The following is a 20,086-nucleotide window of genomic DNA, read 5'->3' as shown; positions in this document are numbered from 1 at the left end:
GCAGGCGGTGGTCAGGACCGTCTGGTGAGCACGATCGTCGGCTTGCTGCCGTCCGGTGCGGCGAAGGAGTACGTCAGGGTGTCGCCGTCGATCCCGTAGTCGGCCGTGTTTCCCAGCGCCGTTCGGAACCCGTCAACGCCGGGCAGCGGCATGGTACGACCGTTGAGCGTCATCGAGCCGTCCCCCACGACGTCCGACAGGGTGAACGTGCGTCCGGTGTCGGTGTAGTTCCCGGTGAACCGGGCGGTCGCCCGCCCCGTCACGTCGGCGATCCGGCAGGAGGCCTCGTACCCGGCGGTGAATCGGCCGTCCGCCGTAAAGGTCGCCACCCAAGGCCCGCGGCACGAGGGCATGGTGCCGTACTCCGCCGACAACACCCGCATCACGTTGGCGACGTCGGTCACCCACTCGCCGACGAGCCCGCTCGACTCGCACATCTCCTCGACGGTGAGCAGTTCGGCCACCAAGGCGACCTCACCGGCGGTGGTCGCCCCCACGGCCGCGGCACCTTCTCCCGCTCCGGCCTGGGGTGTTCCCGGCCGTGCCCCGGGACAGGCGCAGCCCTCCTCGGTCAGGCAGAACATCGCGTGGCCGCCGGGAGCCAGCTCGACCGTGCCGGCGAGCGGCATGGCGACGGCGCCGGCCGCGCCACCCTCGACGGTTACGCGAAGCACCTCACCACCGGACGCGTTGATCCGTATCGGCAGTGCGCCGAAGGCGGGTACCCGCATCCGGGCCTCGACGGGTTCGGCCGCGACGGTCAACACCGGGGCGACCCGGGAGCCGGTGATCCCAGGGCCCCGCGACTCCCACACCTCACCGAGTTCGGGCGACCGGACGAGCGACGTCGCGACGCGGCGGACCGCCTCGGTGGCGGACCGGTCGAACAGCGTCTCGACCGCCCGAGCGCCCCGGCGGCCCAGCATGGGCAGCATCGTCCGCCACGGGTCGGCGCCGGTCGCGGCGGCGACCGCGTACAGGCCGATGGCGTCGTAGCTGCGCGTCGTCAATGCCCTCGCCGGTTGCAACAGCCAGGTGTCCCATCGCGCTGCGCTCGACGGGGAGCCACCCACATAGGCTTCCCCGGCCCATTCCGCCTGCCCCTCGATGATCCACAACGGAGCTCCGTCGAGGTTGCGCAGCGGTGCCGCGTCGTACTGGAAGCAGTGCCAGACCTCGTGCGCGATCGTGCTGGTGATCGAGGAAGCGTCGGCACCGAACAACGTGCGCGGCAGGGCGATGCGGCAGGCGCGGGTCGTACCGCCGCCACCGGCCACCGGGGTCGTCAGGGCGTCGCCGCCGGTGCGGGCATCCGCGACCGTCCGTACCCGTACCGTCAGCCGCAGCCGGTGGCCGGTCCGCTCCTCGATGTCCGCCACGATGCCGGCCACGACGCCGGTCAGTTCCTCGTTCGGCGGGACGGTGTCCGGCGCGACAGTGGTCGAGCCGCGGCGCGCGAGGCCCTGTCCCGGACGGACGACGAGTTCCTCCTCGTCGGCGGAGGGCTCGACGATCGCCCTGATCCGGTCGGCGACCGGTGCGTCCAGGGTGGGCAGTGCCTGCGCGGCCGTACGCAGCGCCAACCCCGCCATCGGTGGCGCCGTCGTGTCCGCCGGCGTCCACGGTTCGACGCCCGGCAGCGGCTCGACGAGCCCGGCGACCATCCGCAGCGCCTGTTCGACCGGTAGCGCGCCGCGTGCGTCCAGCAGTTCGCCGAGCGCCAGCAACCCCGGATCGGGCCGGGCTTCGACCGGGTCACCGCCGGACCGGGTGGGCTTCGTCCCGGCCCCGGTGCAGCCGGAGGCCGCCGCGAGCAGGACGGCGAGCAGGAGCACGAGGAGAGCGCCTCGGCTACCGCGTCGTGACAAGGGGACCTCCGGAGCGTCGGCCGGCGGCTGGGCGCATCGCCGTCAGTGCTGTCCTGGTGCCGGGCCGTCCAGCCTCGTCACCGAGTGTCCGGGCCGCGCCGAGTGCGACGGTACGGCGAGATCGACCGACGGTACATCCGTTACGAGCGCCGCAGTGTGGCGCCGGTCGACACGTGCGGTGACCGATCGGACGGTGTACGGGAGCCGGGTGGCGGTACGGGGACTGACAGGACGGCCGACCGGGGATACGGTCGGGCGGGCAGGGGCTGTCCGATCGCTGGCCTGCCGTTCGTCATGCCGATGTACCACCCGGCAGGACGACTTGATGGGAGATCCGACGTGAAGTACATGATGCTGGTCTGCACCGATCCGGAGCCGGACCCGGAGCCGAGCAACCACCCGGACGTCGAGGTGTGGGTGGCCGAGAACGACGCGGCCGGTCGACGCCTCCAGGGCGCCCAGCTGGCGCCAGCCTCGGCCGCCACCACGGTACGGGTCCGCGATGGCCAACTGTTGGTCTCGGACGGGCCGTTCGCCGAGGTCAAGGAGATGATCGTCGGCTTCGACCTGCTGGAGTGCGCCGATCTGGACGAGGCGATCGAGGTGGCCCGGGCGCATCCGATGGCCTGGGCCGGGCGGATCGAACTCCGCCCGTTCGCCGACTTCGAGCAGTGACGGAGCCGGCCGCCGAGAACGCGGCGCCGCGGGCGTCGACCGACGACGACGGCGCGGCGGCGCGGCGGCGTGCCGGTAACGGGGCACGGCGGCCGACCGGGCCGCGGCGGCGCAAGCCGTCGCGGCCACCGCCGTCGAGGCGTACCCGCGGATCGTGGCGGCCCTGATCCGGATCACCGGAGACTGGACGCTGGCCGAGGACTGTACGCAGGAGGCCCTGGCCCGGGCACTGGATCGTTGGCCGGTGGACGGGGTACCGGCCAACCCGGCGGGCTGGCTGATGGCCGTTGCCCGGAACCGGCTGCTCGACGTGCTGCGGCGGGCCTCGGTCGAACGGCGCAAGCTGCGCGAGGTGGCGGTGCTGGCGCTGACGGCCGCCACCGCGGAACCGGTACCGGACGAGGAGGTGGTGGACGACCGGCTGCGGCTCATCTTCACCTGCTGCCATCCGGCACTCGCGCCGCAGGCGCGGGTCGCGCTGACCCTCCGGACGATCTGCGCGGTACCGACCGCCGACATCGCCCGGGCCTTCCTGGTCAGCGAGTCCACCATGACGCGGCGGCTCACCCGGGCCAAGACGAGGATCGCCGAGGCGGGTATCCCGTACCGGGTGCCGCGTGGCCATGCCCTGACCGAACGCCTGCCCGGCGTGCTGGGCGTGCTCTACCTGCTGTTCACCCAGGGCTACGACGCGGACGGCGAACCGGCCTTCGCCGAGGAGGCGATCCGGTTGGCCCGGTTGCTGGTCCGGCTCATGCCGGAACAGCAGGAGGTGACGGCGTTGCTGGCGCTGTTCCTGTTGCAGCACTCCCGCCGGACCGCCCGGCGGGACAGCGACGGCAACCTGATTCCGCTCGATCGACAGGACCGGTCCCGGTGGGACCACGCGGCGATCGCCGAGGCCGACCGCCTGCTCGTCCGGCTGACCGGGTCCGGCCCGTACGCGTGGCAGGCCCGGATCGCGGCGTGCCACGCCACCGCGCCCAGCGCAGAGGCCACCGACTGGCGACGGATCGCCGACTGCTACGAACAGCTCGTCCAGGCGCAGCCGACCCCGGTGGTGGCGTTGAACCGAGCCGTCGCGCACGGGTACGCGTACGGGCCGGAGGTCGGGCTGGCCCTGCTCACCGAGGCGCGTGCCGGCGGCGGGCTCGACGGCTATCCGTTGACCCTGGCGGTGGAGGCGGACCTCGTCGCCCGGCAGGGTGACCGGGAGCGGGCAGCGGCGCTGTTCCGCGCGGCGGCGGACCGGGTGCACGGCGAGGCTGAGCGGCGGGCCCTGCTCGATCGGGCACGTTGTGCTTCGAAGCCCGAGTCGTAGCGGCCGCAGCATCAGGGCACCGGCCGACAACCGAAGCGGGGACCGGCGGTGCCGAAGGCGGGCGTCGCGAGTTCGACGGCGTACCGGGGCTGTGCGGATGACGCAACGGGTCGATACTGCGGAGATGATGCGATGGCCGTGGGTGAGCGCCGCCGTTCTGCTAGCGCTGAGCATGGCGGCCTGTGACGCCGCACCGCCGGATGCCGCGCCGGGGTCGCCGACGCCGACGGCCTCGTCCACCGGATGGACGGCTCCGCCACTCCAACTGCCCACCGTCGGGCCCGGCGACCCCTGCCCGGTCACCGAGCCCCGGCCCTGGTCCGACAGCGACCTGGCGTCCCGGGTGCTCGGCCCCGGCCCGCTGTACCCGGTCGCCGACTACTTCGTCGACGGTGCCCTGCAACTGCGCGACGAGGACCGGCAACCGGACGGCACGTACCCGAAGAAGGTCCGGTGGATCGGCTCCGGCTACACCGGTCCGGTGCTGGTCCGGGCAGCGCGCATCGACGCGCCGGGCAGCGCGACGGCGGTGTTCTCCTACACCGGCGAGCCCCGCGACGACGGGCACCATGCCGTGTTGACCACGCCGGAGAGCGACCTGCCGGGCGTCACCACCGTGGCCGGACCGGGCTGCTACGCCTACCAGGTGGACGGGACCACGTTCAGCGTGACGATCGTGTTCCGTGCCGTCCCGGCGGCTCGCTCCTGAGCAGCCGGCACACCAGCTCGCCACCGGACTGTGGTGTGGCACACCGCCCTGCGGTCGGGTCCGTCGTCGGCATCGGTGACCGAAACACGGGCGTGGTTTCATGGGCCCATGGCGAACCCGGTGATCCTCTCCGTCGACGACGACCCGGCGGTCTCCCGGGCGGTCGCGCGGGACATCCGGCGCCGCTACGGCGACCGGTACCGGGTGGTCCGTGCCACGTCCGGGCCGGAGGCACTGGAGGCGCTGCGCGAGGTCAAGCTACGTGGCGACCAGGTGGCGCTGCTGCTGGCCGACTACCGGATGCCGGAGATGAACGGCATCGAGTTCCTGGAAGCCGCGATGGACCTGTTCCCCGCCGCGCGCCGGGTGCTGCTGACCGCTTACGCCGACACCGGCGCGGCGATCGACGCGATCAACCTGGTCGACCTCGACCACTACCTGCTCAAACCGTGGCACCCGCCGGAGGAGAAGCTCTACCCGGTGGTCGACTCCCTGCTGGAGGCGTGGGCGGCCAGCCCGGCCGCCGGGGAGAGCGAGATCCGGGTGGTCGGGCACCGCTGGTCCGCCGAGTCGTTCACGGTGCGGGACTTCCTCGCCCGCAACCTGGTCCCGTACCGATGGTTGCTGACCGACGACCCCGAGGGCGGCCGGCTGCTCGCGGCGGCCGGGGCCACTCCGGCCGACGTCCCGCTGGTGGTCACCACCGACGGCAAGGCGCTGGTGGCACCCTCGGAGGCGGAACTGGCCGGGCTGGTGGGACTGGACGTCACCCCCACGGCGGACTTCTACGACCTGGTGGTGGTTGGCGGCGGGCCGGCCGGCCTGGGTGCCGCCGTGTACGGGGCCTCGGAAGGCTTGCGCACCGTCCTGGTGGAGCGGCTGGCCACCGGTGGACAGGCCGGGCAGAGCAGCCGGATCGAGAACTACCTCGGCTTTCCCGACGGGGTCTCCGGGGCGCAGCTCACCGAGCGGGCCCGCCGGCAGGCGTTGAAGTTCGGCGCGGAACTGCTCAGCACCCGTGAGGTGGTGGGCCTGGCCGAAGCCGGGTCGGCGCGGCTGCTGCGGTTCAGTGACGGACAGACACTCGCCGCTCACTCGGTGGTGCTGGCCACCGGCGTGTCGTACCGGATGCTCGGCGCGCCCGGCCTGGCCGACTTCACCGGCCGGGGCGTCTTCTACGGCTCGGCGGCCAGCGAGGCACCGAGCTGCGTGGGCGAGGACGTCTACATCGTCGGCGGCGCCAACTCGGCGGGGCAGGCGGCGGTCTACTTCTCCCGCTACGCGAAGCGGGTACACCTGCTGATCCGGGGCGCGGACCTGAGCACGTCGATGTCCCGGTACCTCATCGACCAACTGGGCCGCATCGACCAGGTGACCGTGCACCCGTACACCGAGGTGGCGGGCGCCGCCGGTGACGAACACCTGCAACGGCTGACCCTGCGGGACACCCGGACCGGCGAGCAGCGGGAGGTGGTGACGTCCTGGCTGTTCGTCTTCATCGGTGCCGAGCCCCGGACCGGATGGTTGGACGGCACGCTGGTCCGCGACGAACGGGGATTCGTGGTCACCGGACCGGACCTGGTCGCCGGGGGACGTCGACCGGCAGGCTGGTCGCTGCCACGCGAGCCGTACCACCTCGAATCGAGCGTGCCCGGCGTGTTCGCCGCCGGTGACGTCCGCGCGGCCTCGGTGAAGCGGGTGGCCTCCGCCGTCGGTGAGGGCGCGATGGCCGTGTCGCTCGTGCACCGGTACCTGGAGGCACAGTGACCAGCGGGGACCCTGGCACCGGCCCGGGGCGGCTGACCGCCGACGACCTGCGGACGCTGTTCCTCTTCGAATCGCTCGACGACGCCCAGTTGAGCTGGTTGGCCGACCAGGGCCGGGTCGAGCGGCGCAACGAAGGCGACCTGGTCTACGGCGAGGGTGATTCGGCGGAGTGCTTCTTCGTCCTGCTCGACGGCACGGTGCGGCTCTGCCGCACGGTGCACGGCGACCAGGTGGAGATCAGCCGCACCGCGCAGCGCGGGGTGTACGGCGGTGCCACCCAGGCGTACCTGGGTGACGACCGGCAGTACCGCAACAGCATGTGGGCGCTCACCGACGCCGAGTTCTTCGTGCTGCCGGCGGAGCAGTTCGCCCACGCGGTGCGTACCTGGTTCCCGATGGCGATGCACCTGCTGGAGGGCATGTTCATCGGGATGCGGGACACCCAGACGCTGATCGGCGAACGGGAGCGGCTGCTGGCCCTGGGTTCCCTGTCGGCCGGCCTGACCCACGAGTTGAACAATCCGGCGAGCGCGGCGGTGCGGGCCACCACCAGCCTGCGGGAACGGATCGCCGGAATGCGGCACAAGCTCGCCATGATCGCCGACGGCCGGCTCGACGGTCGCCGGCTGCACTCCCTGGTGGGCCTCCAGGAGGAGGCGGTCGAGCGGGTGGCCAAGGCACCGACGCTCTCACCGCTGGCGACAAGTGACGCCGAGGACGAGTTGACCGACTGGCTGGACGACCGGGGCCTGACCGCCGGCTGGGAGCTGGCGTCGACGCTCGTCGGCGGCGGGCTGGACGTCGACTGGCTGGAACGGGTCCGCGCGTCGGTCGGCGAGGAGGACCTGGAAGCGGCGGTGCGTTGGCTGAGCTACACGGTCGAGACCGAACTGCTCATGCGGGAGATCGCCGACGCCGCCACCCGGATCTCCACCCTGGTCGGTGCCGCCAAGCAGTACTCCCAGCTCGACCGGGCGCCGTACCAGGTGGTGGACGTGCACGAACTGCTCGACGCCACGCTCGTGATGTTCAAGGGCAAGATAACCGCCGGGGTCCGGCTGGTCCGGGAGTACGACCGGAGCCTGCCATCGATCCCGGCGTACGCCGCCGAGCTGAACCAGGTGTGGAGCAATCTGATCGACAACGCGCTCGGCGCGATGGGTGGTGACGGGGTGTTGACCGTCCGGACTCTCCGGCAGGACGACTGGTTGATCGTCGAGGTCGCCGACACCGGCCCGGGCATCCCCGACGAGATCCGCCCCCGGATCTTCGAGCCGTTCTTCACCACGAAGCCGGTCGGCGAGGGTACCGGCCTCGGTCTGGACATCTCCTACCGGATCGTGGTCAACAAGCACCACGGTGACATCCGGGTGACCAGCACGCCCGGCAGCACCCTGTTCCGCGTCCTGCTGCCGATCAGTCCGCCGGAACCGCCGGCCGGCTGACCCGACGGACGGCGGCACTCGGGCCAGCCCGGCCGGCGGTCAGGCGCTGCAGTCCAGTCGTACGCCGGCCGCCTCGGCGTGGTCGAAGAGGTCGTTGATCAGCACCACGTCGCGGCCGGCGTTGGCCAGCAGGGAGGCGGCGAGGGCGGCCCGGTAGCCGGACCCGCAGTGCACCCAGACGGTGCCGGCCGGAATGTCGGCCAGCCGGCGGGGCAGCTCGGGCAGCGGCACGTGCACGGCATCCTCGACGTGGCCGTCCCGCCACTCGTTGCCCAGCCGCACGTCGAGGACGACCTGCGGGGCGGGCAGCCCGGCCGGTGGATTCCCGGCCTGCGCGGCGGCCAGCGCCGGGAAATCCGCGACGAGCAGTTCCCGCAGGTCGGCGGGCTCGTCGACCCACTGCCGGGGGGTGCCGGTCGCCTGGGCGGCGGGCCGGTCGATGCCGATCCGGACCAGCTCGCGCTGGGCGTCGGCGACCTGCTCCGGTGTCTCGGCCAGCAGCGTGACCGGGGTGCCCCAGTCGATCAGCCAGCCGAGCCAGGTCGACATGGGGCCGTCGAGGCCGAGGCTCACCGTGCCGGCCAGGTGCGAGACCGCGTACGCCTTGCGGTGTCGCAGGTCGACCACCCACTCCCCGGCGGCGATGCGCTCCCGCAACTGCGTGGCGTCGGCTCGCGCCACCGGGGTGAGGTCCACGGGGGCCGGGCCGGCGGTGTTGGCCACCCCCATGTGCGCGTAGTACGCCGGGTAGGCGTCCAGACCGGCCAGGGTCTCGGTGACGAACTCGGTCGCGGCCAGCCGGAACACCGGGTTGACCTGCTTCTCCCGGCCGATCGTCGAGTCGGGGGCGTCGGCCTGGCTGGCCGAGCAGAAGCTGCCGAAGCCGTGGGTGGGCCACACCTGTGCCCCGTCCGGCAGCAGGTCGGCGAGCCGCTGCGCCGAGGTGTGCTGGCGCTTGGCCAACTCGTGCGCGTGCTCGGCGCCGAGCAGGTCGGTGCGGCCGGTGGTGCCGAACAGCAGAGATCCGCCGGTGAAGACCCCGGTCGCGGTCCAGCCCCCCTCGGTGGCCTCGTCGAGCACGTACGACAGGTGGTGGAAGGTGTGACCAGGGGTGGCCACGGCGCGCAGCCGCAGCGTCTCCGACACCTCGACGACGTCGCCGTCGCCGACCGGTACCCGGTCGAAACCGACCTCGTCCGCGGCGGCGACCAGGTACCGCGCCCCGGTCAGCCGGGCCAGGTCCAGCCCACCGGAGACGTAGTCGTTGTGCAGGTGCGTCTCGACCACGTGGGTGATCCGCACGCCGGCCGCACCGGCGAGGTACAGCACCCGGTCGATGTCCCGCTGCGGGTCCACCACGACCGCGACCCGGCCGTCGGTGGCCAGGTAGCTGCGGTCGCCGAGGGACGACGTCGTGATGACCGACACCTGCACCGTCATGCCAACTCCTCGGTTGCTCGTCTCCAGCGAGTGCTTACCCGGCGGGGATGCGGAGATGCCGCCCCGATCGGGTAACCGATCCGAATATACCCCGGGGGGTATACATCGGCCACTCGGGCGGGCCGGAACGAACCGGGAGCCGGTCCGCGGTCGAAGCAACTCCGACCGCGGACCGGCGTTGTCACCTACCGGTCACAGGCGTGCGCACTGACCCCAGGCCGGGCCCCGCACCGTGTTCGCCCGACCCTCGTTCACCGGGGCCGGGGTGTTGCCCGAGCAGGCCAGCGGGCCGCTGACGGTGTTCGCGGCGACGACCACCGGCTGGCTGCCGGAGTTGCCGGTCACGCTCACCGGGCCGCTGACGGTGACTCCGTCGACCCGTACTCCACCGAGGTTTGCCACCAGCGCCAACGGTCCGTTGATCCGAGCCTTGCTGATCTTCAGGTCACCGGTGGCACCGGCCACCATGACCGGACCGGAGATCTTCGTCCCCGACAGCTCGAACAGCACCGGCCGGGTGGCCGACACCGGGCCGTTGATGGTGCCGCCGGTCACCCGCAGGGAGGCCCCTGCGGCGATCGACACCGGACCGGCGATCGTGGCGTTCTCCACGCAGGTCAGGCCGGTGGTCACGAGCAGCGGCTTGGCGTGCCTGCCGGTGATCGTGGTGGTGCACTTCGGGCCGCCCTGGCCGACCGACGACCGTGGTTCGGTGTCCGCGGTCACCGGCGAGTTGGCGGAGAAGTAATTCACCAGCATGGTGAGGTCGTTGTCGCCGGTGGTCACCGGGTCGGTGCCGCCGGCGAGCGTGGTGAAGTTGTCCCCGCCGGCGGCGAGGAACGAGTTCACCGTGACCCGGTAGCTGCCCGCCGGGTCGATCGGCGTGCCGTTCAACGTCATCGACGTGATCCGCGAGCCCTGAGCGGCCTGCGGGTCGTAGGTGTAGCTGAAGCCCTCCGACACGCCGAGCCACAACACCGGGCGGGACGCGCCCGCCGGCTGCCACTGCTGCTCCAACACCTGCTTGATCTCGGCACCGGTGTAGGTCTTGGTGACCACGTCGTTGGCGAACGGCTGGACGGCGAAGGCCTCGGCGTACGTGATCGTGCCGTCCTGGCCGTACAGCAGGTCGGCCCGCAGGCCGCCCGGGTTCATGAACGCGATCTGCGCCCCGCCCCGGCCGGCGTCGCGGGTGCCGGCGAGCTGCACGTCGGCGATGAAGTTGCCAAGCGCCGACTCCTTGCCCCGGTCCTCGTTGCCGTCGGTGTAGGCCCGCCGGATGTCGGCGGTGATCTCACCGAGCTTGCGCTGGCCCAGCTCCTGCGCCCGGACCTTCGCGGCGGCCACGATCTCCGCCACCGCCGGGTCCTGCGGTGCGCCGACGACGTCCACCAGCGACGCGTCGGCGGCGGTGATGGCGCCCGCCTCCGGGTCGAAGGTCAGCGTCACCTTGCCCAGCCGCTTGCCGTAGTCCTCGGCCTGCACGATCGGCCGCAGCTTGTCGGTGCCGGGAACCGGCACCTCGAAGGCGTACGGCTGGTGGGTGTGCCCGCTGAAGATGACGTCGACGGTGGCGTCGGCGCGGGTGAACTCGCCGAAGACCGGGTCGTTGGCCAACGCCTCGGGGGAGTCGATGTTCGCCGTCGCGGCGCCCTCGTGCGCGAGCAGCACCACCACGTCGGCCTCGCCGTTGTCCGGGTTGCCGTCCTTGAGCTGGCCGGCGACCAGGTTGGCCTCGGTCACCGGGTCGCGGAAGGTGATGCCGGCGATGCCGTCCGGGCTGACCAGCGAGGCGGTCTGCTCGGTGACCACGCCGATGAAGCCGACCCGGACGCCGCCGATCGTGTCGACCGAGTACGCCGGCAACGCCCGGGTGTCACCCCGGTACACGTTGGCACCCAGGTACGGGAAGTCGGCCCGGTCGGTGACCCGGCCGGTCAGGTCCGCCATGCCCTTGTCGAACTCGTGGTTGCCCACCGCCGAGACGAGCAGGCCGGCCTGGTTCAACGCGTCGATCGTCGGGTTGTCGTCGTCGATCGCCGAGATGAAGGTGGAGGCACCGATGTTGTCACCGGCGGAGACGAACGCGGTGTTCGGGTTCTCCGCCCGCAACTGGTTCACCAGCCCGGCGAGCTGGGCAGCACCGCCGACCGGCTGACCACCCACGGTGGCCGGCGACTCCAGTCGGCCGTGGAAGTCGTTGATGCTCAACAGCTGGAGGTCCACCGGGCCCGGGTCCGCTCCGGTGTCGATGCCCACGACCAGCGGGTTGTGGTCGCTGGCCCGGTACGGGTCCGGTGCGTAGAACGCGGCCAGGCCGTCGTACTGGAAGGCGTACGACTCGACCGCGTTGATCTGCCAGACGTCGACGCCGGTGACCCGCGACGCCAGCGACGGCGAGGCGAGCGCGTGGTCGAGCGAGCCGGACTCACCGTTGAAGACGTAGCTGGTCTTCCCGGTGTCGTTGAGGTTGCGGTAGTCCTCGTCGTAGAGTACCTGCATCGGATCCTCCTGGGTGTACGCGTTGAAGTCACCCAGCAGCAGCACGTCGTCGGTCCCGCTGTCCGCCTTGACCTGATCCACGAAGGCGGCCAGCGCGCCGGCCTGCCGGACCCGGTCACCGTTCCAACCGCCCTGACCGTCCCCGGCATCGGCGTTGTCACCGGTGCCGGCACCGCTCTTGGACTTGAAGTGGTTGGCCACCACGACGAAGTCCACCGAGCCGGCGGTGAAGGTCTGCGCGATCGGCTCGCGGGCGTTGGACCACACCGTCTCGTCGTTGACCGACCGCGACGGGCCCTTCGGCTGCGCCTCGGCCGGCTTGAAGATGATCGCCGTGGTGATGACGTCCTGCTCGGCCGCGCTCGGCAGTTCCGCCGGAGTGCGCACATAGTCCCAGGTGCCCGCGCCGTCCTCGCTGTTCAGGGCGGCGACCAGGCGCTTGAGCGCCTGCTGCGGGTCCTCGGCGTCGAACCGGACCGAGTTCTCGATCTCCTCCAGCGCCACCACGTCGGCGTCCAGCGCGGAGATCGCCGAGACGATCTTCGCCTCCTGCTTGGCCAGCGCCGCCTCGTCGGCGGCACCCCGGGCGTCGCCACCGAAGTGGACGAAGTAGTTCAGCACGTTGAAGCTCGCCACCCGCAGGTCGCCGCCGACGTCGACGGGTCCGGCGGTACGCGGGTTGGTGGCCTTGAACGTGGTCCGGGCGGCCGGCGCGGTGTCCGCGTCGACCGGTCGGGTCGGCTGCAGGCGCCACTCGTTGAAGCCGTACGACAGCACCGACGGGCCGAACGCTTCCACCTGGTCACCGACCCGCAACGGGCTGGCCGGCGAGACGTACGGCGGCAGCAGCCCGGCGGTGGCCAGGTTGGTCGTCCGGCCGTCGTCGACCAGCAGGCGACGCCGCTTGTTCTCGGCGGCCAGGGCCTGCGCGGTGTCCGAACCGGGGCGGGCCACGTCGGTAGGCGTCCGGGCCGGCTGGTCACCGGCGGTGAGCGCCACCTCGCCGTACCGGTTGGTGTTGTACACCTCCGACACGGCGTACGCGCCGACCGGCGCCACCAGCATCGACTCGACCGACTCGCGAGCGGCCTCGTCCAGCGGCAGCTCGACCGGGACCGGTGCCGGCAGCGGCGCACCCTGCGCGCACACCTGCACGTCGGTCCGGGCCGCGATGGTGAGCTGGGTGAGGCCGTTGAACTCGCCCGCCGTGCCGCTGACCCGGACGCGGTCGCCGATCGCGACCGACGGGTGGTTCGCGGTGTTGCTGGTGAGGTACACGAAGATGCCGTCCGAGGCGGTACCGGCGGCGACCGGGCGCTCGGCACCGCTGCCCGCCGTCTGCACGTACACCCCGTTGTAGCCACCGCTGCGGTGGTCGGCGGTGACGATGCCCTCCACGGTCACCCGGCTGCCGGCCAGCGGCGTGGCCGTACCGGTGCCCTGCACCTCGGCGATGGTGTGGTCGACCGTGACGGTGCAGCCGGTCGGGTCCGGATCGGGATCCGGGTCCGGCGCGGCGTTGCGGACCCCGAAGGTGTTCGCCGCCGGTGCCTGCCAGGTTCCGTCGATCTTCTGGAGCGAGTGGCCCGCCGGGGTCGACGCGGTCTCCTGCACCCCGATGTCCACCCCGGTCCGGCCGCTCGCCGGTCCGCCGACCGCGGCGAAGGTGCCCTCGTAGGTCAGGAACTCGGCGACGTCACCGCCGGGCGCGACGAGCGCGACGCCGTCGGGGGAGCCGTTCTGGATGCCGTCCGCCGGGTACGACTCGACGACCACACCCGAGGCCGGCACCGCGCCGCCCAACGTCCTGGTTCCGTACGCCGTGCCGTTGGCACCGTTGTAGAGGACGATCTGCCAGCCGGTCAGGTCGAAGCCGGCCGGCCCCTCGATCTCGATCGCCTCGCCGGTGTCCGCGCCGACGTTGTCGTAGTGGATCTCACTGATGAACGGCACGGTGGCCGCCGGGTCTGCGGCGGCGGCGGTGCCACTGGAGAGGATGAGCGTGGTGGCGGTGACCAGTACGCCCGGGATTGTGAGTAGTCGGGTACTTCTTGTGCGCTGCATGTAAGCGGCCTCCGAAGGGAGTAGACCGTCGGAGGATAAGCGGCACCGGTGTCCATGCGGGAGCCGCCGGGTGTACCAATGCGGCAAAGACCGTGACGCCGGTCCTCGTTCAGCCCGCCCGAGCGACGGGGCCGATCAGCTGACGCTCGGTGCCGGTCATGCTGAGCATCACCCACTGCACCTTGCCCTTGGTGATCAGGCCGACCATCTCCGGATGCAACTGGGTGAACCAGCTCTGCACGCTGGCCAGACCGAGGGCGCTCGCGGCGGTGGCCGCCTCGGCCTCGGTCAGCCGCTGAAGCACCACGATGTCGCTGCGTACCAGAACCTCGACGTCCCAGCCGGCCAGGTCGTCGCGGACCACCAGGGTGGCCCGCCAGGGCGCGCTGAGATTGGTGTCCGGCCCGGTCACCGGACCGGTGTCGATCACCACGAGCTGCGGTTCGGTGGGTGTGGCCGGGACCGGAGGAGCAACACCGGGCGGCAGGAACGAGGCGATCTCCCGGCCGATGACGCAGCGCCGCAGCAGGGCGTCCCACTCCTGCTCCCGCGCGGTCTGGATGAACAGCCGGGCGCCGAGCGCCAGGGACCGGAAGGCGAGCAGCTCGGCCGCGCGTACCCCGCCGGTGAGCATCAGCCGGGTCGGCTCGGCCCGGAACACCCGCAGCCCCACCGGCTCCTGCTGACGGTTACGGCCGACGACCAGTCCACCGCCACCGGCCACCAGCCGTAGCCCGGCGACGGCGGCACCGTCCGCCACGTGCAGCCCCATCCGACTGCCGGGAAAGGCGACGCCGTTCATCGCAGGAAGCCTCCCAACGGCAGGGTGGCGGCCACGCCGTGGGCGTGCTCACCGTCGAGTCTCTGCAGGCGACCACCGTGATCGCGGATTGCCCGGTCGAGGGCCTGATCGGCGGCGGCCAACGCGGCCGGGTCCGCGCCGATGAGCCGGAACGCCACCTCCACCAGAGCGTCGTCGTCGCCGGGGCGGTCGTTCTCCCGAGCCACCGAGACCGACACCACGCCGGCCGCGGCGGGCAGCCCACGCAGCAGCGGGTCCAGCTCCCACGCCCGGCCGGGCCAGGCGAGCAGTCGATGACAGCTCTGCGGGACACCCTGCACCGACCAGTTTCGCCAGCCTTCCCGGGCCAACGGTCGGTCCGTACCCACCGCCCCGCCGGTGAGATGGGTCAGTTGGGCTACCGCGGCGAGCACCTCGTCCCGGTTCAGCAGCCGGGCCGTCGCCCGCTCCTGCCGCAGCTGCCGGCGGGTCCGCCGGATCGCCGCGGTGAGCGCCGGTCGCAGGTCGCGGTCGGCATGAAAGTCGGGGGTCCGCGGAGCGTGCAGCACCACCCACGCCTGCCGGCTGGCCGGGACGCCACCGTTGGTCAGCTCGCGGTACGCCCGGTCGACCGCCGCCGCCCGGGCACGGGGTGCCGGGGTCACCTGGATCAGCACCTGGACCGTCACCACCGGTGTCGCCGGGTCGGCGGCGGGCAGCAAGGCCACCGGCGACGGCAGGGCCTGTGGCGCGCCCATGAGCAGTGCACCCTCGGTCGGATCGACCTCCAGCACCGCGCTGAGCCCGCCCCGGTGGGTCAGCAGCACGGCCGGCTGATCGTCGATCTCGACCTGATCCAGCTCGACGGTGCTCTCCAGGTGACGCAGCACCTGCCAGGGGCCGTCGGACCCGGCGTCGACCAGCTGTCGGCTGCGCCCCCGGTACGCCCACCACACGGCCAGCCACTGGTGGAGCCATCGGCCCCGGCGGCGCACCATCGTCGGAGCGAGCACCAGTACGGCCACGGCGGCCACGGCGACGGTCAGCGGCAGGCCGTGCGGCGTGGCCGCCAGCACCGCCGCCGCACCGGCTTGCCAGGCCACGAGCTGAGCCACGTGGATCCCGCCGACGCGTGGCTGCCGTCGGTGTGGGCGTACCACCGGGACCGGTGCGGCGTCCTCGGCAGCGACCTCCGCGACGGGCTGTCCCGCCGGGGCGGCCATGGCCTGTGGTGCGACCCGGCTCTCCGGTGCCCGGGCGGCGGGCGCGGCGGTGGCCGGCGCCGCAGCGGCGGCCCGACTGGTGTACGCGGTGCCGACGGTGGCCCGTCCCTGCCCGCGCTGGGCCGCCCAGTTGTGTCCGGGCCCGGTGCCGCCGAGCGTCGGTGCCGGCACAGCGCCCTGCTGGGGCGGGCGTTGCTGCGGCGGCGGTGCCGCCGCCCGCGGGTGATGCTGCCAACCCGGCTCGCCCGGCTGTGCCGCACCCGGATGCGTCACCGCGCGTCCCTCCCTGCCCGGTGCCGCATCGTCAGCGCCCGATCGCGACGCGCACGTCGGCCACGGTCACGGTCCGCAACTCGTCGAGGCTCGGTCGTTGGCCGGACTGCCGCAACCGCTGGGCCTGCGCTTTCCGCACACCCTCGAAGAGCTTGCGTGCCTCCCGGGCGTTGCCGAAGTTCTGGTCCCGCTCGATGGTGCCGAAGTGCTCGCGGAGCACCTCGGAGACGCCGTCGGCGAGCAGATACTCGTCGCCGCCGGCCATTCGCTCCACGATGACGACAAGCTGCTCCGGCGAGTAGTTGCCGAACTCCACAGTCTTGGCGAAGCGGGAGGCCAGACCGGGGTTGGCATCGAGGAACTGCAGCATCTCACCGGTGTAGCCGGCCGCGATCACCGCGATCTCGTCGCGGTGGTCCTCCATCAGCTTGACGAGCGTGTCGATGGCTTCCTGCCCGAAGTCGCCGCCGGTGCCGGACGACCGGGACAGGGTGTACGCCTCATCGATGAAGAGCACGCCGCCGCGCGCCAGTTCGAACGCGGCGGCGGTCTTCTCGGCGGTGTGGCCGATGTACTGGCCGACCAGGTCACGTCGGGAGACCTCCCGGAAGGCGCCGCCCGGTAGTGCGCCCAACGCCGCCAGCAGGTCACCGTAGATGCGCGCCACGGTGGTCTTACCGGTGCCAGGGGCACCGGCGAAGATCAGGTGATGGCTGACCGCACCGACGGGCAGCCCGGCGCTGCGCCGCCACTCGTTGACCTGGATCTCGTCGATGAGGGCGCGTACCTCCTCCTTCACCGACTCCAGGCCGACCATGGCCGCCAGTTCGCCCAGCAACTTCTCCACCCGTGCGGCGTCCTGACCGGTGGTCGCGCGGGCGGCGTCGGCGCCGAAGGCGGCCTTCCGGTTGACGGTGCCCTCGACGACGGTCGGCTCGGCTCCCTCGGCGATCTCGATCGCCGGCTGGCCGGTGTTCTCCGTGGTGCACTCCTCGACGCTGCCGCGGCAGCCACGGGCGAAGGAGACCGCCGGCCCGCGGGTGTCGCGGATCCGGCAGCGACGCAGCACCGGGGCGCTCTGATGGACCACCGCCACACCGGCCTGTCCGGTCTGCGAGATGTCGCAGGTCTCGATGGTGGGTCGGCCGTACTGGTAGATGTAGATGCCCCGGTTGCCGCAGCGGGTCACCGTGCTGGTGCGGATGGTCGGGGCCGCGCCGATCCGCACGATGATGCCGTCCTCGCTGAGATCGGTGAACTCGCAGCCCTCTACGCTGCCGTCGGAGTCCTCCACCACCAGGCCGTACCGTCCGCCGGTCACCCGGCAACGGCCGAGGGTGAACTCGGACCGGCCGGCCACCTGGATCGCCGCGCCGAAGCCGGCGCTCAGCTCGCACCCGGTCATGGTGAGCCTCGCCCGGTCGGCCACCACGACCGGCGCGTCACCCGCCTTCAGGACCAGGTCGCGCAGCTCCAACCGACCCGAGTTGCAGGACACCGTCGGGTACGCACCGGCGGACGCGTCGATGGTGACCGTGCCGGGGCCCTGCGCGGCGACCACGCTGACGCCACGGTCGTTGACGAACAGGGCCTCGTGGTAGGTGCCGGGGCTGACCGAGACGACCGCGTCGTCGGTGGCCACCGCCAGTGCCTCCCCGATGGACGGGTAGGCACCGGGCTGATCCGGGGAGACGAGAAGGGTGCGCGTCATGGCTCCGGCTCTGGACGGCGAGGAGGGGGCTGGACCGACGATATCCCAGGCGGTCGACGCGGTGTGAGCCCCTCGATGCCAGCGGTGCCCGGACACCACCCCCGTCGGGCGGCCGGTGACGGTTAGGCTCGCTGGCGGGCCGGGCGAAACCTCGCCGGGAATCCCCTGTCGACGACCGGGAGGACGGGATGGCGCAGCCACGGATGCTGCCGCTGGCGGCCGGCGCACTGCTGGCCGGCGGCACCGTCCACACGCACACCTCGGTACGCGGCGATCTGGCCCCCGACCTGCATCCGGTGGTTCGCCGTTTCCTGCACGGGCTGCCCGTCGAGCAACGCGAGCGCTATGCCGGCTGGTGCGCCGAGGCGGTGCTGATCTCCGACCGGCTCTACGCGGCCGAGGCCGGCGGTCCACCGCTCGACGCGGCCCGAGCCCGCGCGCTGCTGTGGGGCGCGAAGATCCGGGTGACCCGGGTACGGGAGGAGGGTGACCCGCGCCACGGCCAGGTGCAGCCGCCCTGCCGTTCCTGCGCGGCCCTGCTGGACTGGTTCGGTGTGGAGGCGCTGACATGACCGAACGCTTTCCGCCCCTGGTGGCACAGACCCTCGCCGCCGCCGGCTGGTCGCCCGACCGGTCCGACCAGAACCGGGGCCGCGAGTGGGGGCTGCGGATCGCCGCCCACGCCACCCCCGGTGGTCGTCAGCACACCGTTACGGCTCGGGCGATCGAGGCCTATGCCGAGTTCGGTGGCCTGCGGGTACGCCCGCAGGGTGAAGGTGAACAGGTCGCACCGAGCGGCGTCCACCTCGACCCGTTCCTGGTGCGGCACTCGGTGGAGACCCTCGCCGAGCTTGCCGAGGCGATCGGCGCGCCATTGAGCCCACTGGGTGAGGAGGGCGACGGCAGCGGGATCCTGGCTCTCGACGAGCACGGCCGGGTGTTCGTGCTGGACCACACCGGGGACTGGTTCCTCGGCGCGGATCTCGACGAGGCGCTCACCACGCTCGTGCTCGGTCACCGCCCCCAGCGGGTACGCGCGGACGGCACCTGGTGACCGGCTGGCAGCCGACCACCGCCGCCGAGCGCGCGCTGTTGGCCGCCGCCGAGGCCGACGACCGGGAAGGCTTCCTCACCGAACTGGTCGCCGGTCCGCTGCTGCTGCCCGTGTCGCCCGGCGCGGCGGCCGGCCGGGAAGCGGTGGCCTGGGCGACCGGCCAGCACGACGGCGTCACGCACGTGCTCGCGTACACCTCACCGGCGGCAATCGCCGCCGGGCTGCCCGGCCAGTCGGTGAGCTACCGGGTGTCGGGCCTGATCGACCTAGCCGTCGACTGGCCCGACGACGAATGGATGTTGGCGATCGACGCCGGGTTGCCGATCGGCATCCGGCTGACCGCTGACGAACTCAGGGCCCTGACCGAGCCGGTGATGGAGGCCGAGCGACCGCTGCGCGAGGCGGTCCGGCGGCAGGACCCGAACGCCCTGATGGCCGCACTGCTCCGCGCCGAACTGGTGCTGCCGGTGGACCCGGACGGACCGGCGACACGTGACCTGTCCGATCCCGAGTTTCCCTGGTGGACCGTGCCCGACGAGCAGGGTCAGGTCAGCCTGCCCGTGTTCAGCTCGGAAGCCCGGCTGCGACAGGCACTCGGCGAGCGTGACCTGGTGGTGGTCAGCAGCCTCCAGCTCACCGACCACTGGCCGGACATCTCCTGGCAGTTGCTGCTGAACCCGGAGACGCCGCTGGCCGCGGCGCTACCCGGCGAGGCGCTGCTGACGTTGCGCGACTGGCTCGGCGAGCTGCGACAGGTCATCGACGAGGCAGCCAAGCAGGAGCAGGCGCGCCGCGACACGGCCAGGTACGCCGACCCGTCGGCGGTGGGCGTACCGGTGCCCCGTCCGGCACCCGAGACCGATGATGACGGTCCCGATCCCGGCGCACCGCTGCTGCTGCAACTTGTCATCCCGCACCGTTACCTGACGTCCTACCTGGATGATGGATACGACCGGGCGGCTGGACTGGTGCACGCCTGGCACGGACCGGGACGGGACACGCCGACCCGGCTGTACCGACGGCTCGGGCTGCTCGGTGAGGGCTCTCCGTTCGAGGAGTCCGACGAGTGGGTGGCGGTGCTGCGCTGGCCGCCCGGCGAGACCACGCCCGACGAGTGGGGTCAGGGCCAACCCCGGATGGAGTCGCTTGTCGTACCGGACGGCACCGAGCTGCGCTGCCTGCACGCGGACGGCCGGGACGAACTGCTGGCCCGCTTCGACGCCCCCGCCCGTCGCTGGTCCCCGGCCTAGCTG

Annotated in this window: 13 protein-coding genes and 1 pseudogene; 8 read left to right on the top strand and 6 right to left on the bottom strand. The window is 72.4% G+C overall.

Annotation, left to right across the window (positions count from 1 at the left end):
- Positions 1 to 11: 11 nt before the first annotated feature.
- A complete protein-coding gene (locus ENC19_RS25595) occupies positions 12 to 1,835 on the bottom strand; it encodes a hypothetical protein (RefSeq protein ID WP_164449611.1) in 1,824 nt (607 codons plus the stop codon).
- A 372-nt stretch (positions 1,836 to 2,207) separates the two neighbouring features.
- Here ENC19_RS25595 and ENC19_RS25590 point away from each other — a divergent pair, with 372 nt between their 5' ends.
- From ENC19_RS25590 to ENC19_RS25570, 5 genes and pseudogenes are all read left to right on the top strand, one after another.
- Positions 2,208 to 2,543, top strand: coding sequence for a YciI family protein (locus ENC19_RS25590; RefSeq protein ID WP_164449610.1), 336 nt, complete (start codon positions 2,208 to 2,210; stop codon positions 2,541 to 2,543).
- Positions 2,544 to 2,655: 112 nt separating this feature from the next.
- Positions 2,656 to 3,864: pseudogene (locus ENC19_RS31975) on the top strand (RNA polymerase sigma factor); the annotation flags it as partial.
- A gap of 142 nt (positions 3,865 to 4,006) precedes the next feature.
- Positions 4,007 to 4,573, top strand: coding sequence for a hypothetical protein (locus ENC19_RS25580; protein WP_164449609.1), 567 nt, complete (start codon positions 4,007 to 4,009; stop codon positions 4,571 to 4,573).
- Positions 4,574 to 4,681: 108 nt separating this feature from the next.
- Complete coding sequence (locus tag ENC19_RS25575; protein ID WP_164449608.1) at positions 4,682 to 6,340, top strand: FAD-dependent oxidoreductase; 1,659 nt, start codon at positions 4,682 to 4,684, stop codon at positions 6,338 to 6,340.
- The gene (locus ENC19_RS25570) at positions 6,337 to 7,785 is read left to right on the top strand and encodes a sensor histidine kinase (protein WP_216592790.1); all 1,449 of its coding nucleotides are present in this window, start codon (positions 6,337 to 6,339) and stop codon (positions 7,783 to 7,785) included. Before ENC19_RS25575 ends, ENC19_RS25570 begins: the two co-directional genes overlap by 4 nt.
- 39 nt (positions 7,786 to 7,824) lie before the next feature.
- On the opposite strand, the gene ENC19_RS25565 is transcribed toward ENC19_RS25570, so the two are convergent.
- The 5 genes from ENC19_RS25565 to ENC19_RS25545 all read right to left on the bottom strand — a co-directional run bounded on the left by ENC19_RS25565 (position 7,825) and on the right by ENC19_RS25545 (position 17,779).
- Positions 7,825 to 9,225, bottom strand: a complete 1,401-nt coding sequence (locus tag ENC19_RS25565) for an MBL fold metallo-hydrolase (protein WP_164449607.1) — start codon at positions 9,223 to 9,225, stop codon at positions 7,825 to 7,827.
- Positions 9,226 to 9,417: 192 nt separating this feature from the next.
- On the bottom strand, positions 9,418 to 13,791 hold the full coding sequence (locus tag ENC19_RS25560) for an ExeM/NucH family extracellular endonuclease (protein ID WP_235945115.1): 4,374 nt from the start codon (positions 13,789 to 13,791) through the stop codon (positions 9,418 to 9,420).
- A 109-nt stretch (positions 13,792 to 13,900) separates the two neighbouring features.
- A complete protein-coding gene (locus tag ENC19_RS25555; protein ID WP_164449606.1) occupies positions 13,901 to 14,593 on the bottom strand; it encodes a hypothetical protein in 693 nt (230 codons plus the stop codon).
- Positions 14,590 to 16,068, bottom strand: a complete 1,479-nt coding sequence (gene eccE / locus ENC19_RS25550; protein WP_164449605.1) for a type VII secretion protein EccE — start codon at positions 16,066 to 16,068, stop codon at positions 14,590 to 14,592. Before eccE ends, ENC19_RS25555 begins: the two co-directional genes overlap by 4 nt.
- A 31-nt stretch (positions 16,069 to 16,099) precedes the next feature.
- The gene (locus ENC19_RS25545; RefSeq protein WP_164449604.1) at positions 16,100 to 17,779 is read right to left on the bottom strand and encodes a right-handed parallel beta-helix repeat-containing protein; all 1,680 of its coding nucleotides are present in this window, start codon (positions 17,777 to 17,779) and stop codon (positions 16,100 to 16,102) included.
- Positions 17,780 to 17,982: 203 nt separating this feature from the next.
- Between ENC19_RS25545 and ENC19_RS25540 the strand changes: the two genes are divergently transcribed.
- Genes ENC19_RS25540 through ENC19_RS25530 form a run of 3 tightly spaced genes read left to right on the top strand, consistent with a single transcriptional unit; the run spans position 17,983 to position 20,083 of the window.
- On the top strand, positions 17,983 to 18,351 hold the full coding sequence (locus tag ENC19_RS25540) for a YwqJ-related putative deaminase (RefSeq protein ID WP_208021023.1): 369 nt from the start codon (positions 17,983 to 17,985) through the stop codon (positions 18,349 to 18,351).
- Entirely contained in the window at positions 18,348 to 18,833 is a 486-nt protein-coding gene (locus ENC19_RS25535) for an SUKH-3 domain-containing protein (RefSeq protein ID WP_164449602.1), read from the top strand. Before ENC19_RS25540 ends, ENC19_RS25535 begins: the two co-directional genes overlap by 4 nt.
- Positions 18,827 to 20,083, top strand: a complete 1,257-nt coding sequence (locus ENC19_RS25530; protein WP_164449718.1) for an SseB family protein — start codon at positions 18,827 to 18,829, stop codon at positions 20,081 to 20,083. The genes ENC19_RS25535 and ENC19_RS25530 overlap by 7 nt, the downstream gene beginning before the upstream one ends.
- Positions 20,084 to 20,086: the final 3 nt, after the last annotated feature.

The sequence above is a fragment of the Verrucosispora sioxanthis genome, assembly GCF_010560025.1.
In the GTDB taxonomy this organism is placed as follows: Bacteria; Actinomycetota; Actinomycetes; order Mycobacteriales; family Micromonosporaceae; genus Micromonospora; species Micromonospora palythoicola.
The sequence above is the reverse complement of the archived record's forward strand: the minus strand, read 5'-3'. Positions and strand labels throughout refer to the sequence as shown.

Coding starts and splice junctions, on each gene's coding strand:
- ENC19_RS25575 (WP_164449608.1), top strand. CDS start 4,682: ATGGCGAACCCGGTGATCCTCTCCGTCGACGACGACCCGGCGGTCTCC.
- ENC19_RS25565 (WP_164449607.1), bottom strand. CDS start 9,225: ATGACGGTGCAGGTGTCGGTCATCACGACGTCGTCCCTCGGCGACCGC.
- ENC19_RS25560 (WP_235945115.1), bottom strand. CDS start 13,791: ATGCAGCGCACAAGAAGTACCCGACTACTCACAATCCCGGGCGTACTG.
- ENC19_RS25555 (WP_164449606.1), bottom strand. CDS start 14,593: ATGAACGGCGTCGCCTTTCCCGGCAGTCGGATGGGGCTGCACGTGGCG.
- ENC19_RS25545 (WP_164449604.1), bottom strand. CDS start 17,779: ATGACGCGCACCCTTCTCGTCTCCCCGGATCAGCCCGGTGCCTACCCG.
- ENC19_RS25540 (WP_208021023.1), top strand. CDS start 17,983: ATGCTGCCGCTGGCGGCCGGCGCACTGCTGGCCGGCGGCACCGTCCAC.
- ENC19_RS25535 (WP_164449602.1), top strand. CDS start 18,348: ATGACCGAACGCTTTCCGCCCCTGGTGGCACAGACCCTCGCCGCCGCC.